The 13339-nt window shown below is 68.2% G+C and carries 14 protein-coding genes and 1 pseudogene; 10 read left to right on the top strand and 5 right to left on the bottom strand.

Annotated features, from left to right (window positions below; genetic code table 11):
• The 6 genes from APY03_RS18590 to APY03_RS18570 form a co-directional block, all read left to right on the top strand.
• Window positions 1-1169, top strand: a 1169-nt coding sequence (locus APY03_RS18590) for an FAD-dependent oxidoreductase (protein ID WP_232324333.1), incomplete at its 5' end; no start/stop codon positions are given.
• Between the two features lie 13 nt (window positions 1170-1182).
• On the top strand, window positions 1183-1530 hold the full coding sequence (locus tag APY03_RS44050) for a hypothetical protein (protein ID WP_068678882.1): 348 nt from the start codon (window positions 1183-1185) through the stop codon (window positions 1528-1530).
• A gap of 122 nt (window positions 1531-1652) precedes the next feature.
• Entirely contained in the window at window positions 1653-1829 is a 177-nt protein-coding gene (locus APY03_RS41615; RefSeq protein ID WP_157103426.1) for a hypothetical protein, read from the top strand.
• An 18-nt stretch (window positions 1830-1847) separates the two neighbouring features.
• Window positions 1848-3131, top strand: a complete 1284-nt coding sequence (locus APY03_RS18580) for a phospholipase D-like domain-containing protein (RefSeq protein WP_068678880.1) — start codon at window positions 1848-1850, stop codon at window positions 3129-3131.
• A gap of 75 nt (window positions 3132-3206) precedes the next feature.
• The gene (locus tag APY03_RS18575; RefSeq protein WP_068678878.1) at window positions 3207-4727 is read left to right on the top strand and encodes an AMP nucleosidase; all 1521 of its coding nucleotides are present in this window, start codon (window positions 3207-3209) and stop codon (window positions 4725-4727) included.
• Window positions 4728-4865: 138 nt separating this feature from the next.
• A complete protein-coding gene (locus APY03_RS18570) occupies window positions 4866-5858 on the top strand; it encodes a Bug family tripartite tricarboxylate transporter substrate binding protein (RefSeq protein WP_068678876.1) in 993 nt (330 codons plus the stop codon).
• 77 nt (window positions 5859-5935) lie between these two features.
• Here APY03_RS18570 and APY03_RS18565 read toward each other — a convergent pair whose 3' ends face one another.
• The 3 genes from APY03_RS18565 to APY03_RS18560 all read right to left on the bottom strand — a co-directional run bounded on the left by APY03_RS18565 (window position 5936) and on the right by APY03_RS18560 (window position 7518).
• Complete coding sequence (locus APY03_RS18565; RefSeq protein WP_068678874.1) at window positions 5936-6175, bottom strand: hypothetical protein; 240 nt, start codon at window positions 6173-6175, stop codon at window positions 5936-5938.
• Complete coding sequence (locus tag APY03_RS40345) at window positions 6172-6615, bottom strand: ESPR domain-containing protein (RefSeq protein WP_083944460.1); 444 nt, start codon at window positions 6613-6615, stop codon at window positions 6172-6174. Before APY03_RS40345 ends, APY03_RS18565 begins: the two co-directional genes overlap by 4 nt.
• 210 nt (window positions 6616-6825) lie before the next feature.
• Entirely contained in the window at window positions 6826-7518 is a 693-nt protein-coding gene (locus tag APY03_RS18560; RefSeq protein WP_068678872.1) for an ArsR/SmtB family transcription factor, read from the bottom strand.
• Between the two features lie 51 nt (window positions 7519-7569).
• Here APY03_RS18560 and APY03_RS18555 point away from each other — a divergent pair, with 51 nt between their 5' ends.
• Window positions 7570-8727 carry a cytochrome P450 gene (locus APY03_RS18555; RefSeq protein WP_068678900.1) on the top strand — a complete coding sequence of 386 codons (1158 nt, stop codon included), beginning with the start codon at window positions 7570-7572 and terminating at the stop codon, window positions 8725-8727.
• Window positions 8728-8743: 16 nt separating this feature from the next.
• Here APY03_RS18555 and APY03_RS18550 read toward each other — a convergent pair whose 3' ends face one another.
• Window positions 8744-9703 carry a pyridoxamine 5'-phosphate oxidase family protein gene (locus APY03_RS18550; RefSeq protein WP_068678869.1) on the bottom strand — a complete coding sequence of 320 codons (960 nt, stop codon included), beginning with the start codon at window positions 9701-9703 and terminating at the stop codon, window positions 8744-8746.
• Entirely contained in the window at window positions 9700-10344 is a 645-nt protein-coding gene (locus APY03_RS18545; protein WP_068678867.1) for a glutathione S-transferase family protein, read from the bottom strand. The genes APY03_RS18550 and APY03_RS18545 overlap by 4 nt, the downstream gene beginning before the upstream one ends.
• A 106-nt stretch (window positions 10345-10450) precedes the next feature.
• On the opposite strand from APY03_RS18545, the gene APY03_RS18540 reads away from it, so the two are divergent.
• From APY03_RS18540 to APY03_RS18530, 3 genes and pseudogenes are all read left to right on the top strand, one after another.
• On the top strand, window positions 10451-11335 hold the full coding sequence (locus APY03_RS18540) for a LysR family transcriptional regulator (protein WP_068678865.1): 885 nt from the start codon (window positions 10451-10453) through the stop codon (window positions 11333-11335).
• A 103-nt stretch (window positions 11336-11438) separates the two neighbouring features.
• Window positions 11439-12293 (top strand): annotated as a pseudogene (locus APY03_RS18535) (ATP-binding cassette domain-containing protein); the annotation flags it as partial.
• 105 nt (window positions 12294-12398) lie between these two features.
• Complete coding sequence (locus APY03_RS18530; protein WP_068678861.1) at window positions 12399-13238, top strand: ABC transporter permease; 840 nt, start codon at window positions 12399-12401, stop codon at window positions 13236-13238.
• The last annotated feature ends 101 nt before the right edge of the window (window positions 13239-13339 follow it).

The raw sequence follows: 13339 nt of genomic DNA, 5'->3' as shown, positions 1-13339 counted from the left end.
TCGAGGAGGCGGCCGGCTACGGCTGGACGCTCGAACGGCCGCCGCGCTTCGACTGGAACCGGCTCAGGGCCAACCGCGCCAAGGAGATCGCGCGCCTCAACGGTGTCTACCGCAACCTGCTCGAGGGCGCGGGCGTCAGGCTCATCCAGGGCTGGGCGTGCCTGGCCGATGCACACACCGTCCAGGTGGGCGAGAAGAAGCACACGGCGCGCCACATCCTGTTGGCCACGGGCGGCATGCCCTTCGTGCCCGAGCTCCCCGGCCGCGAGCTCGCGGTGGTGTCGGACGCCATGTTCGACCTCGACCCCTTCCCCAAGCGCCTGCTGGTGGTGGGCGGCGGCTACATCGCCTGCGAGTTCGCATCCATCTTCAATGGCCTCGGCGCGCAGGTCACGCAGCTGTACCGCGGGCCGCACCTGCTCAACGGCTTCGACGAGGACCTGCGCCAGTTCCTGGCCAAGGAGATGGGCCGCGCCGGCGTCGACATCCGCTTCAACAGCGAGATCGACATGATCACCCGCCTGGACAGCGGCCTGTGTGCGCTGCTCTCGCGCGGCGTGCGCGTGGAGGCGGATGTCATCCTTTATGCGACGGGCCGCGTGCCCAACACGGAGGGCCTGGGCCTGCAGGCGGCCGGTGTCGAACTCGACGAGCGGGGCGGAGTCGTGGTCGATGCGCACTACCGCAGTTCGGTCCCCTCGATCTACGCGGTGGGTGACGTGTCGACGAAGCAGCAGCTCACCCCGGTGGCGCTGGCCGAGGCCATGGTGGTGGCGGACACCCTGTTCGGCCAGGGCCCGCGCGAGCTCGACTACGAGTTCACGCCCACGGCCGTCTTCACCCATCCCAACATCGGCACCTGCGGCTATACCGAGGCCGAGGCGCGCTCGAAGTTCGGCAAGGTCCGGGTGTTCTCGAGCGAGTTCAAGGCGCTGCGCCACACGCTCTCGCAAAGCGGGGAGCGCACCTTCATGAAGCTGGTGGTCGAGCGCGCCACCGACCGCGTGGTGGGCCTGCACATGGTGGGTCCCGATGCGGGCGAGGTGGTACAGGGCTTCGCGGTCGCGATGCGAGCGGGCGCGACCAAGCGGTTATTCGACAGCACGATCGGCATCCACCCGACCGTGGCGGAAGAGTTCGTCACGATGCGAGAACCCATGCCGGGGTAGAGGCGCCGTCCCGATGACCCCCTCCGAGGAAAGGGCCCGCGCGGGCTCGGTCTGGCTCCGCTTCTGGTGGCCCAATGCCGCATTGGAGCCGACGCCGGCGCACGTGAGCGCGCCCGAGCGTGCGGCGATCAGGACCCGGAACTACGTCTGGCTGAAGACGTACATGGACATCTACATCCTGCGCTGGGGTGCGCTGTGGGCTGCCTGCCTGCTTCTCGCGCTCCTCGCGGCCGACGACGCGGTTCCAGGTGTCCTGTTTGCCATCGCGCTGACCGCCACCATGATGGCCTTCTTCGGCCTTTTTTCCATGATCCTGATCTATCGCCGGGCGAGCAGGGCGCTCGAGGACCGGGCCGTGTAGCTGACGCTCGAACTTCTTCTTGCCTGACAGCGCCCCAGCGCCGCTTTGACGATGCTGCAGGTGCGCCGGATGTTTCGCACGAAGTCACGCTGCGGACCGGGCGCCCCTACGAAGGAGCTGCCATGAACACGAAGGAGCAGTCGACAACGACTGACCGCGAGAGCGTCAAGGACAACATGGAGAAGAGCACCGAGAAACAGCCCGGCGAATTTCGCGACGAGGCCAACGAGGACAAGGTCGTGGAGATCGGGAAGGATGTGACGAAGGATCCGATCAAGGGCATCGATCCGAAGCGCTGACACGCGGCTGCGGTCGGCATGGGCCACGATTTTCTCGATTGGCTGAGGTCCGGGTGGGCCCTGCTGGCACTGGCCACGCTCGTCGTCGTGCTCGGACTGGCCATCTGGTCCATCCGCAGGCATCGCGATCCCCGGCTGGTGGTCGAATGCGATGCTTCCATCGCCGACCTCCTGCCGTCGCTGTCGGGCTTGACGCAGGGCACGGTGTACGAAGGCAACGCGGTCGAACTGCTGGAGAACGGCGCGTTCTTCGACGTGATGTTCGAGGAGATCGCCAATGCCCGGGCCTCCGTCCATTTCGAGACGTTCCTGTGGAAGGAAGGCGCGCTGGGCGAGCGCCTGGCGAACGCGCTGATCGAACGCCGGCGTGCCGGCGTGAAGGTGCGCGTGCTGGTCGATGCCGACGGCGGCAAGAAGATGGGCCGCGATGCAGAGCGCCTGCGCTCGGGAGACTGCAATCTCCGCATGCATCACCCCCGGCACATACGCAACATCGGCGTCTTCAACGACCGTGACCATCGCAAGCTGCTGGTCGTGGACGGACGCGTGGCGATGGTCGGCGGCCATTGCATCGTGGACAGCTGGCTCGGCAACGGCGAAAGCCGCGAGCACGTGCGCGACCTGGGCGTGCGCCTGCGCGGGCCGATCGTGCATGCCGTGCAGGGCGCATTCAGCGAGAACTGGGTGGAGGACACCGGCGAGCTGTTCGTCGGTGACGAGGTGTTCCCGCCGCTCCCGCGTGTGGGCGAGATTGCCATTCACGTCGCCAGTCTGAAGCCGGAAGGGTCCCCGCCGGCCGTGAAGATCCTGCACCACCTGGTGCCGTGCATCGCGCGCAAGCGGATCTGGATCCAGAACCCCTACTTCCTGCCGGACAGCGAGGCGATCGAGGCCTTGTGCGATGCAGCGAAGCGCGGCGTCGACGTCCGGGTGATGGTGCCGTCCGCAGAGGCCTCGGATATGCCCATGGTGCAGCACGCGGCGCATCGGAACTTTCATCTCCTGCTGGCGGGCGGCGTGCGGATCTTCGAGTATTCGAAGTGCCTGCTGCACCAGAAGGCGATGACCGTGGATACGGCGTGGTGTGCGATCGGATCGAGCAATTTCGACGACCGGTCGTTCGAGACCAACGACGAGATCACGCTCGGCCTGCGCGACGACGCCTTGGCCGCGCAGCTGGAGGCAATCTTCGAGCGCGACATGCAGGACTGCACCGAGCTGCACGGCGACGCGTGGGCCCGGCGTGGACTGCGGCATCGGTGCAAGGACAACCTGGTATACGCCTTCAACGAGCTGCTCTGAGGCGAAGACGACGACGAGGGCGCGAGGTCCGTGGCGCACCCGGTCAGCCGTGGGCGCACGCGGCACAATCGTCGCATGCCCTACATGCCCACCTTCATCGCCCCGGCCCGCTTTTCCGATCCCGTCGCCGTGCTCGAGCAGGTGCGGCTGATCTATGACAGCGGCCTTGCGCACCTGCGCGACGCGATGCAGCGCTTCGTCGCCGGCGAGAGCCTGCCGGGCCGGGTGCGCGCCTGCTATCCCTTCGTGCGCGTGCACACCCACACCGTCTCGCGCCGCACGCCGGCGGCCAACGCCTGGCTCAGCTATGGCTTCGTGGCGGGGCCTGGCCGCTACGAGACCACGCTGACGCGCCCCGACCTCTTCGAGCGCTACTACCGTGAGCAATTCCGCCTGCTGCTCGAGAACCATGAAGTCGAGCTCGAGGTCGGCACCAGCACCCAGCCGATCCCGATCCACTTCTCGTTCGCGGAGAACGAGCACATCGAAGGCACCATGAGCGAGGAGCGGCGCCTGCTGATGCGCGACGTCTTCGACCTGCCCGACCTGGCTGCGATGGATGACGGCATCGCCAACGGCACTTTCGAAGCCCGGCCGGGCGAGGCGCAGCCCCTCGCGCTCTTCACCGCCGCGCGGGTGGACTACTCCCTGCACCGGCTGCGCCACTACACCGGCACCGCGCCCGAGTGGTTCCAGAACTTCGTGCTCTTCACCAACTACCAGTTCTACATCGACGAGTTCGTGCGCCTGGGCCGCGAGGCCATGGCGGATGAGAAGAGCGAGTACATCGCCTTCATCGAGCCCGGCAACGTGGTCACGCGCCGGCGCGGGCTGGCGGCCGGCTCGAGCGCCTCCTTCTACGGCGCGCTCCTCGACGGCAGCCAGGGCACGCCGCCCGGGCGCCTGCCGCAGATGCCGGCCTACCACCTCGTGCGCGAGGACTGCAGCGGCATCAGCATGGTCAACATCGGCGTGGGTCCGGCCAATGCCAAGACCATCACCGACCACGTCGCGGTGCTGCGCCCGCATGCCTGGATGATGCTGGGCCATTGCGCCGGCCTGCGCCAGGGGCAGCAGCTGGGCGACTACGTGCTGGCCCACGCCTATGTGCGCGAGGACCATGTGCTCGACGAGGAACTGCCGCTGTGGGTGCCGATCCCCGCGCTGTCGGAGATCCAGCTCGCGCTGGAGAAGGCGGTGGCCGATGTGACCGGCATGCAGGGCACCCAGCTCAAGAAGATCATGCGCACCGGCACCGTGGCGAGCACCGACAACCGCAACTGGGAGCTCCTGCCCGGCAACCAGCCGCAGCGCCGCTTCAGCCAGAGCCGCGCAGTAGCGCTGGACATGGAAAGCGCCACCATTGCCGCCAACGGCTTCCGCTTTCGCGTGCCCTACGGCACCCTGCTGTGCGTCAGCGACAAGCCGCTGCACGGCGAGATCAAGCTGCCGGGAATGGCCAACCATTTCTACCGCGAGCGCGTCGAGCAGCACCTGCGCATCGGCATGGCAGCGATCGACGTGTTGCGGCGCGAGGGCTCGAGCCGCCTGCACAGCCGCAAGCTGCGCAGCTTTGCGGAGGTGGCGTTCCAGTAGCCCGGAGCCCGATTCCGAGATTTTGTTGGCAGGCGGCAGCTGTTTCTTTGCACCAGCCGCCGTGGCGATTTCAGAAGCCGTCGGCTACGATCCGGTCCGTTGCAACAAATAGACACACTCGTGTCAGGGAGGGCTCATATGGCCGATTCAACGCGCCGCATCTTCACGTCCTGGCTTGCTGCCGCGGCAGCCGGCATCACACCCGTCTCGGTGTTTGCCCAGTCCGCAAAGCCCGCGCCCGCCGCTCCTGCGATGCCACGGCTGCGCATCGTGATCCCCGCCAACGAGGGAGGTGGCTGGGACCAGACCGGCCGCGCGCTGGGAGCGGCCATGACGGCGTCCGGCGCGGTGGCGCAGGTCGAGTACGAGAACATCGGCGGCAAGGGCGGCACCATCGGGCTGGCGCGCTACGTCGAGAAGTACGACGCCGACCCCGATGCCGTGCTGATGAGCGGCATGGTGATGGTCGGCGCCGTCGCGCTGCAGAAGCCTGCGGTGGACATGAGCCGCATCGCGCCGCTGGCGCGGCTCACCAGCGACTACGAGGTGGTGGTGGTGAAGGGCGATTCGCCGATCGTGACCGCCAAGGACCTGATTGCGAAGATGCGCGCCGATCCGGCCAGCACCGCCATCGCCGGCGGCTCCGCCGGTGGCATCGATCACATGTTCGCGGGCATCCTGGCGCGCGCGGCCGGCAACACCGCCGCGCTGGTCTACCAGCCCTTCCCGGGCGGCGCGCAGGTGGTGTCGGCGGTGGAGTCGGGCAAGGCGGTTGCCGGCATCTCCGGATACAGCGAATTCAGCGAGCACATTGCCAGCGGCAAGCTGCGTGCGATCGGCGTGTCATCGCGAAATGCTTTCATGGGGGTGCCTTCCGTGCGGCAGCAGGGCGTCGATGCCGACCTGGCCAACTGGCGCGGCGTGTTCACCGGCAAGGCGGTGCCGGCACCGCGCCAGGCCATTCTGCTCGACGCCGTACGGCGCGCCGTCGCCACCGACGTCTGGCAGAAGGCCATCAAGCGCAGCAACTGGGACAACTACTGGATGGAGGGCAAGGACTTCCAGGGCTTCCTCGATCTCGACCAGTCGATGGCAGGCGTGCTGACCTATATCCTCAAGCTGAAGAGCTGAAATCGGTTGAACGGAGCGGCCACCATTTCATGGGCTTGGTGCTATTGGCGACCGATCGACCTGCAAACATCCGATCGTCATGCACTCTTCGCCGGGTATTTGATCCCCATTGCGAGCGCAGCCTCTTGGATCAAGGCCAAAGCGCGCTCAGAAGGGTCGTACTGGCCAGTCTCAATTTCGTATACGAACGTGTCGTATGCCAATCCGCATTCACCTACCTGTGTGTATTCGGCAATCCAGTTTGCAGATTCATCGCTAAGTCGAGAGCGGTCGATTACCAATGCTTCCTTCAGCAAATTCTCTGGGTGTGGCTTCATTTACGATTCCTCGGTAGATTGGTTGCCCGCGCGCACCGTGCCGCCGGTGTTGTCGAAGCGATCGACGCTGGCGCTGAAGCTGCCCGCAACGTTGACCATGCCGCCCGCGTTGCCGAAGCTCGGCCCGCTCGCAGCCAGGCTCGTCGTGGTGAGGGAGCCGCCGTTGTTGTCGACCTGCGGCGTCTGCCCGACGGGTTGGCCACGATGACCTCGGCGCGCTGGCCACCGACCTCGATGGCGCCGCGCAGCTGCGTGGGGTTGGCGCTGACCACCTCGTTGAGGAGCTGCGCCGCCATGGCGACCAGCAGGCTCGCAAGCGCAGTACCGACAAGAACGGGAGTGGCGCCGCTGGCCTTACCCGTGCTGCGAGCCGTTTCCTGCACGACGATGCGCATGCCGCGCGCGGCGTTGAAGACGATGCGGTGAAGATGCTTGTTCATGCCATCACACCCATCTCGCGCGCGCGTCTTCCGAGCCACAGGCCCGAAGCCTCCCTGGGAATCATCACATCGACCCTTGTTCTTTTTGAAAGGGCCGGATTCTGCTGTGCAGCGCCGCAATATCGGCGGCGGCGCCAGAAAGAATCAGATTGTCGTCATCGAATGCGCGGTCATACGAAGCGGTCCGATCAGCACTCTGGATCTCTTGCGCTAATCGAGCCCGAACAGCTCGGGCATCTCGCGCTGCGCCTTGGGCGTAAGCGCGAGCGCCCGGCCGTCAAGCGCCTGGCGCACCCAGCCGCGGCGCAGCGACAACTGCAAGCAGGCGGCGCCCAGCGCGCCACCGAGATGCGGCCGCCGCTCGCTCCAGTCGAGACAGGCGCAGGCGAAGCGTCGGCGCGAACGGCGCGCGCCTTCGATGTCGATGCCCAGGCTCTCCAGCGCCACCGCGCCCTCGGCCGTGAGCTCGTAGTCATCGCCTTCGGCGCTGACCTGCAGCCAGCCCTGGGCATGCAGCCGATCGTGCAGCGCGACGCCGGCCGTGCCGGCCATGTGGTCGTAGCAGGTGCGCGCGGCGCGCAGCCCGCTCGGCGCGCCGGTCTGGAACTTGCTGTGCGGCGCACCGGCTACGACCAGCAGTCCTTCGAGGACCGCGGCCACCTCGCTGCCGGCAAGTCGGAAGTAGCGGTGCTTGCCCTGCGCCACCGATTCGACCAGCCGCTGATCCTTCAGCCGCGCCAGGTGCGCGCTCGCGGTCGAGGCTGCGACCTCGCCGACCGCCGCCAGCTCCGTGGCCGTGCGGGCGTGGCCGTCCAGCAGGCAGCAGAGCATGCGCGCCCGAGCCGGCTCGGCGATCGCACCGGCCAGGCGTGCCAGGTGGGTGTCGGCATTCGAGGCATCCATACTTCGATGCTAAGCGAAGTGTGGATGTGCGAGAAAGCCGACACTGCGCACATGGAACGACAGCACATCGACCCGCCCGCCGACGCCATCGGCGCCGTCACCCACCCCGACCCCTATCCTTGGTACGCGCGCTTGCGGGAAGGCCCGGCGCTCGCGCGCGACGAGCGTCTGCGCCTCTGGGTCGCCAGCCGGGCCGAGGTGCTGCAGGAGGCCTTCGCCAACCCCGCGCTGCGGGTGCGCCCGCCGGCCGAGCCGGTGCCGCGCGCCATCGTGGGCGCGCCGGCCGGCGAACTCTTCGGCCGACTGGTGCGCATGAATGACGGCGCACCGCATGCCGCCCACAAGCCGGTGTTGCAGCGAGCGCTGGGCGGTCTCGATCTCGGCGGCGTGCGCGCGGCCATGCCGCGCATCGCGGCGCAGGTCCCGGCGTCTACCGTGGCCGAGGCCTGCTTGGCCTGGCCGGTCGCGGGCGTGGCCCATCTGCTGGGCTTCGCGGATGAAGAACTGCCCGCTGTTGCGGACTGGACGCGCGATTTCGTCGCCTGCCTCTCGCCGCTGTCCACCGAGGCCCAACTAGGCGCCGCCAGCGAGGCGGCGGCCGCGCTGATGGCGCGCCTCGCAGCCCTGGCGGCGGCACGGCCGGCGCGCGAGGGCAGCCTGCTGGCGGCGGTGCGCGCGCAGGCGCCGGGCGATGCATCGCGCGCGCTGCTGGCCAACCTCGTCGGCCTGCTGTCGCAGACCTGCGAGGCCACGGCCGGGTTGATGGGTAACAGCCTGGTGGCACTGACGCGCGAGCCCGGCGCCGGCGATGCGATCGCCGCGCGTGCGGAATTGCTGCCGGCGCTTGTGGAGGAAACGGCGCGCCACGATCCCTCGGTCCAGAACACGCGCCGCTTCGTCGCCGAGTCGACCACGGTGGCAGGGACACGGCTCGAGGCGGGAGACGCGGTGCTGCTGGTAATGGGTGCGGCGAACCGCGATCCGCTGCTGAACGTGCAGCCCGACCGCTTCATGCTCGAGCGCGATGGTCGCCGCATGCTGGGCTTCGGCGACGGCCCGCACGGCTGCCCGGGCCAGGCGTTGGCCTGCGCGCTGGCGGTCGCCGGCGTCGAGGCGCTATTGGCGCGCGGCCTTGACCTGGCCACGCTGCGCGAGCGCGGCTGGCACTACCGGCCCTCGGTCAACGCGCGCATCCCCGTCTTTCATTGAGGCGGGGCGCATCCCGTCAGGGCTCGTCCGGCCAGCGGCCCGTCGCCTCCAGAAAGGGCGAGAGGCGCGCAGACCCGAAGCGCAACGGCAGGGCGGCCGGAGCATGCTGGGCAGCCAGCACCTCCATGCGCAGCAGGCGTTCGGCGCCCGGGAAAGCATCGACCTCTGGTCCGTCCCACAGGATTTGGGCCCTCACCGACAACTGAAGCAGGTCGCCGGTCTCGAAGTCGATGAAGAGCAACCCGGCCGCCGGATTCAGCGCGATGTTGCCGAGGGTGTTGAAGAAGGTGTTGCCGGTGAAGTCCGGCACGGTGAGCGTGCCGTCGCCTTCGACCCGCACGAAGCCCGGCCGTCCCCCGCGGTGCGAGACGTCGACGCCTTCGGCCGGCGAACGTGCATCGCCGGCCGAGGGATGCGACGTGGCGATGAAGAAGGTGTCGGCCGCGCGCACCATGCGCCGGGCTTCCGCGTCCAGGCCATTCACACGCGGGCCGAAGCCAGCGGCCGGCGCGCCGCCGACGAACACCGGCTCGCGCGCCTGGATGTACTTGGGGCAGTTGCCGAAGCTCTGGCCCACCTCCACGGAAAAGCCGCGCGCATCGAGCGCATCGACCGTGCCATTCATCCGGTTGCGCCGCCGCGTATGCGGCTCGATGCCGAGCAGCCCGATGGGGGCGCCGACCGCCAGCGCTGCCGCCAGCGGATCGTTGGCCTGCGGGAGCGCATCGATGCGCAGATGCCGCGGGTCGGGCGAGTGCGCAAAGCCGGGCGCGGCCGCCAGCACGCTGGCCCAGGGCTGGCCCTCGCCGTCCAGGCTGCCCGCGATCAGGAAGGGCAGTTGCGCGAAGAAGCTGCGGTGCTGCTCCGGCATGTGGTCGCGCAGCACGCGCGGCCCGATCTCCGCCATGCGCTCGGCGATACCGACGCGCGCTTGCAGCACGCGCTCGCCTTCATGCCACGCGGCGACGGTGGTCATGCTGCCAACCCGATGCGAGACGCCGCCATGGGCACGAACCCCGGCAAGGCCTCGATGCGCTGCAGCCACTGGCGGACCTTCGGATAGTCCTGCAGCGACACATTGCCTTCGGGCACATGGGCCACGTAGCTGTAGTTGGCGACATCGGCCAGGGTCTCGCTGTCGCCCGCGAGGAAGGGGCGATTGCCGAGTTCGCCTTCCATGACGCGCAGCAGGTTGTGCGATCGCGCGATCACATCGGAGGGGTCGGTGGCGAGGCCGAACAGCACGATCACGCGTGCCATCGACGGCCCCTGTGCCAGCGGGCCGGCGGCCACGGAAAGCCAGCGCTGCACGCGGGCCGCGCCCAGCGCATCCCGCGGCATCCAGCGCGCCGGGTCGGGCGCGTAGCGCTCGTTGAGGTACAGCAGGATCGCGTTGGAATCGGCAAGCGTCACATCGCCATCCTCGATCACCGGCACCTGGCCGAAGGCATTGCGGCGCAGGAACTCGGGGCGGCGCTGCTCGCCCGCGCGCAGATCGACCTCGACGGTCTCGAAGGGCAGGTCCAGCAGCGACAGGAACAGGCGCACGCGATGGCTGTGGCCGGAAATGGACGAGCTGTACACGGTGATCGGGCGAGCGGGACGGGTGGCGGTCATCGGCTTCTCCTGGTGGGTTGATGGGGCTGATTGTTCTTTGATCCGTAGTTCGGAGTAATGGTGCAATCTGCATTTCACTGCTCCGATCTGCGGTCTAATCGCGTCCATGGACCGTCTCAAAGCCATGCAGACCTTCGTGCAGATCGCCGAGCAGGGCAGCCTGACCAGGGCCGCCGATGCGCTGGAGAGCTCGCTGCCCGCGGTAGTCCGGTCCCTCGCTGCGCTGGAGGCGCACCTGGGTGTGCGCCTGTTCCACCGCACCACACGCCGCATCTCGCTGACCGAGGAAGGCCGCCAGTACCTGCAGAGCGCGCGCGAGGTGCTCGCCGCGGCCGACGCCGCCGACCGGGCACTGAGCCTGGAGGCGGCGGAGCCTGCCGGCCAGCTCACCGTCACCGCCCCGGTGCTCTTCGGCCACATGTACGTGGCGCCGGCCATCGTGCGTTTCCTGAAGCGCTACGACAAGATGCGCTGCAGCGTGCTGCTGCACGACCGGACGGTGAACCTGCTGGAAGAGGGCATCGATGTCGGCATCCGGATCAGCCCGCTGGAGGACTCCTCGCTCGTGGCCCAGCAGGTCGGCACCATCCGCCGCGTGGCGGTCGCGAGCCCGGAGTACCTGCGCGCCCATGGCACGCCGCGGCATCCGCGCGAGCTGCTCGAGGCCAACTGCGTGCGCATCCAGCCGGGCGCGCCCGTGCACTTCCGCGAGAACGGCCGCAACTTCGCGGTCGCTGCCCGCGGCAACCTGGAGTTCAACCACATCGCGCCCGCGGTGGAGGCCTGCGCCGCCGGTATGGGCTTCGGCTTCTTCTTCTCCTACCAGGTGCTGCCGCTGGTGCGGGCGGGGCGGCTTCGCATCGTGCTCGAAGACTTCGAGCTGGCGCCGCGGCCGGTCAGTGTGATCTACCCGCATGCGCGGCTGCTGCCGACGCGCACGCGGGCGTTCATCGACTGGATGAAGAACGAGTTCCAGGGGCTCCACCTCTGAGACCTTGCGCCACAATGTCCCGGTGCCCAGCCCTTCCGCCCCCCTATTCCAAGCGAACCACCTGCACAAGCGCTACGGCGCGACCACCGTGGTCGACGACCTCTCGTTCACGATCGCGCCCGGGGAATGCCTGGGTGTGATCGGGCCCAACGGCGCGGGCAAGACCACCACCATCCGCATGTGCCTGGGCCTGACCGCGCCGGACGGCGGCAGTATCGAGGCGCTGGGCGGCCTCTCGATGCCGCGCGACGCGCGCGCGATCAAGGCGCAGCTCGGCGTGGTGAGCCAGTTCGACACGCTGGACCCCGACTTCAGCTGTGCCGAGAACCTGATGGTCTATGCCCGCTACTTCGGCATGAGCCGGCGCGAGATCACGCCACGCATTCCGCAGTTGCTGGAGTTCGCCTCGTTGTCGCACAAGGCCGACGTCCGGCCGGGCGAGCTGTCGGGCGGCATGCGCCGCCGGCTGTCGCTGGCGCGGGCGCTGGTCAACGACCCGAAGCTGCTGATGCTCGACGAGCCCACCACCGGCCTGGACCCGCAGGCGCGCCATCTCATGTGGGAGCGGCTGCAGCTGCTGCTGCAGCAGGGCAAGTCCATCCTGCTGACCACGCACTTCATGGACGAGGCCGAGCGCCTGTGCTCGCGCCTGATCGTGATCGACCACGGCCGCAAGATCGCGGAAGGCCGGCCGCGCGACCTGATCGCCGAATATCTCGAGCCCGACGTGGTCGAGGTCTACGGCAACGGCGCGCTGGCGCTGGCGCGGTCGCCGCTCAAGGACTACGCCGCGCGCGTCGAGGTCAGCGGCGAGACGGTGTTCTTCTACACGCAGGATGCGCGCGGCCTGCTGAACGCGCTGGATGGTCACAAGGGCCTGCGCACCTTTCATCGGCCTGCGAACCTGGAGGATCTGTTCCTCAAGCTCACGGGCCGGCAGATCCGCGAAGACGGTTGAAAATAGGGCTCTCCCCCCAGGTTGGCTCACTTCGTGTAGCCGCCCACCCCCTCACCGGGGGCAACACCAGCGGCCCGGCGAAGCCGGTTCCGCGGTGTTCCCCGAATGGAGAAATACGTGAGCGCCCTGATCAATGACGCGTTGCCGCCCCCACCCTCCGTGTGGCGCCCGCCCGAGCTGTCGATGCGCTGGTGGCCGGTGTTCCTGCGCAACCTGCTGGTGTGGCGCAAGCTCGCGATCCCCAGCCTGATCGGCAACATCGCCGAACCGCTGATCTGGCTGGTGGCCTTCGGCTATGGCATGGGGGCGCTGGTGGGGCAGGTATCGGTGGACGGCGTCGCGGTGCCGTACATCCTCTTCCTTGCGAGCGGCTCGATCTGCATGAGCTCGATGAACGCCGCTTCCTTCGAGGCGCTCTACTCGGCCTTCTCGCGCATGCACGTGCAGAAAACGTGGGACGGCATCATGAACGCGCCGGTGGGGCTGGACGACGTGGTGCTCGCGGAGATGCTGTGGGCGGCCTTCAAGGCCATCTTCACCACCACCGCGATCCTGTTCGTGATGCTGGGGCTGGGCATCAGCCACAGCCCCAAGCTGCTGGTCGCATGGCTGGTGCTCGCGGGCGTCGGGGTGACGTTCTCATGCATCGCGCTGATCTTCAACGCGCTGGCGAAGGGGTACGACTTCTTCACCTACTACTTCACGCTGTTCATGACGCCGATGATGTTCCTCTCGGGGGTGTTCTTTCCGCTGGAGCAGTTGCCGGAGATGGTGCGCCGGGTTGCTGGCTGGCTGCCGCTTGCCAATGCGGTGGCGCTGGTGCGGCCGCTATTCATGGACCAGTGGCCGAAGGATTGGGGGGGGCCTGCGGTGGTGCTGGTGGGCTATACGGTGGGGGCGTTCTGGGTGGCGCTGGCGTTGACGCGGAAGCGGTTTCGGGCTTGATGCCTTTGCTCTCTTCTCTCTGGGGAAAGGGCACGCGGTCGACTGGTTTGGATGGGTGCGCTTGGTTTGAGTGCGGAGCCGGGATTTCGCCCCGGCGGGCG

Source organism: Variovorax sp. WDL1 (genome assembly GCF_001541225.1).
GTDB lineage: Bacteria > Pseudomonadota > Gammaproteobacteria > Burkholderiales > Burkholderiaceae_C > Variovorax.
The sequence above is the reverse complement of the archived record's forward strand: the minus strand, read 5'-3'. Positions and strand labels throughout refer to the sequence as shown.

What these genes read in the sequence shown, in the direction of transcription:
- APY03_RS44050 (WP_068678882.1), top strand. Translation starts at nt 1,183, where the DNA reads ATGACCCCCTCCGAGGAAAGGGCCCGCGCGGGCTCGGTCTGGCTCCGC.
- APY03_RS41615 (WP_157103426.1), top strand. Translation starts at nt 1,653, where the DNA reads ATGAACACGAAGGAGCAGTCGACAACGACTGACCGCGAGAGCGTCAAG.
- APY03_RS18580 (WP_068678880.1), top strand. Translation starts at nt 1,848, where the DNA reads ATGGGCCACGATTTTCTCGATTGGCTGAGGTCCGGGTGGGCCCTGCTG.
- APY03_RS18575 (WP_068678878.1), top strand. Translation starts at nt 3,207, where the DNA reads ATGCCCTACATGCCCACCTTCATCGCCCCGGCCCGCTTTTCCGATCCC.
- APY03_RS18570 (WP_068678876.1), top strand. Translation starts at nt 4,866, where the DNA reads ATGGCCGATTCAACGCGCCGCATCTTCACGTCCTGGCTTGCTGCCGCG.
- APY03_RS18565 (WP_068678874.1), bottom strand. Translation starts at nt 6,175, where the DNA reads ATGAAGCCACACCCAGAGAATTTGCTGAAGGAAGCATTGGTAATCGAC.
- APY03_RS40345 (WP_083944460.1), bottom strand. Translation starts at nt 6,615, where the DNA reads ATGAACAAGCATCTTCACCGCATCGTCTTCAACGCCGCGCGCGGCATG.
- APY03_RS18560 (WP_068678872.1), bottom strand. Translation starts at nt 7,518, where the DNA reads ATGGATGCCTCGAATGCCGACACCCACCTGGCACGCCTGGCCGGTGCG.
- APY03_RS18555 (WP_068678900.1), top strand. Translation starts at nt 7,570, where the DNA reads ATGGAACGACAGCACATCGACCCGCCCGCCGACGCCATCGGCGCCGTC.
- APY03_RS18550 (WP_068678869.1), bottom strand. Translation starts at nt 9,703, where the DNA reads ATGACCACCGTCGCCGCGTGGCATGAAGGCGAGCGCGTGCTGCAAGCG.
- APY03_RS18545 (WP_068678867.1), bottom strand. Translation starts at nt 10,344, where the DNA reads ATGACCGCCACCCGTCCCGCTCGCCCGATCACCGTGTACAGCTCGTCC.
- APY03_RS18540 (WP_068678865.1), top strand. Translation starts at nt 10,451, where the DNA reads ATGGACCGTCTCAAAGCCATGCAGACCTTCGTGCAGATCGCCGAGCAG.
- APY03_RS18530 (WP_068678861.1), top strand. Translation starts at nt 12,399, where the DNA reads ATGGAGAAATACGTGAGCGCCCTGATCAATGACGCGTTGCCGCCCCCA.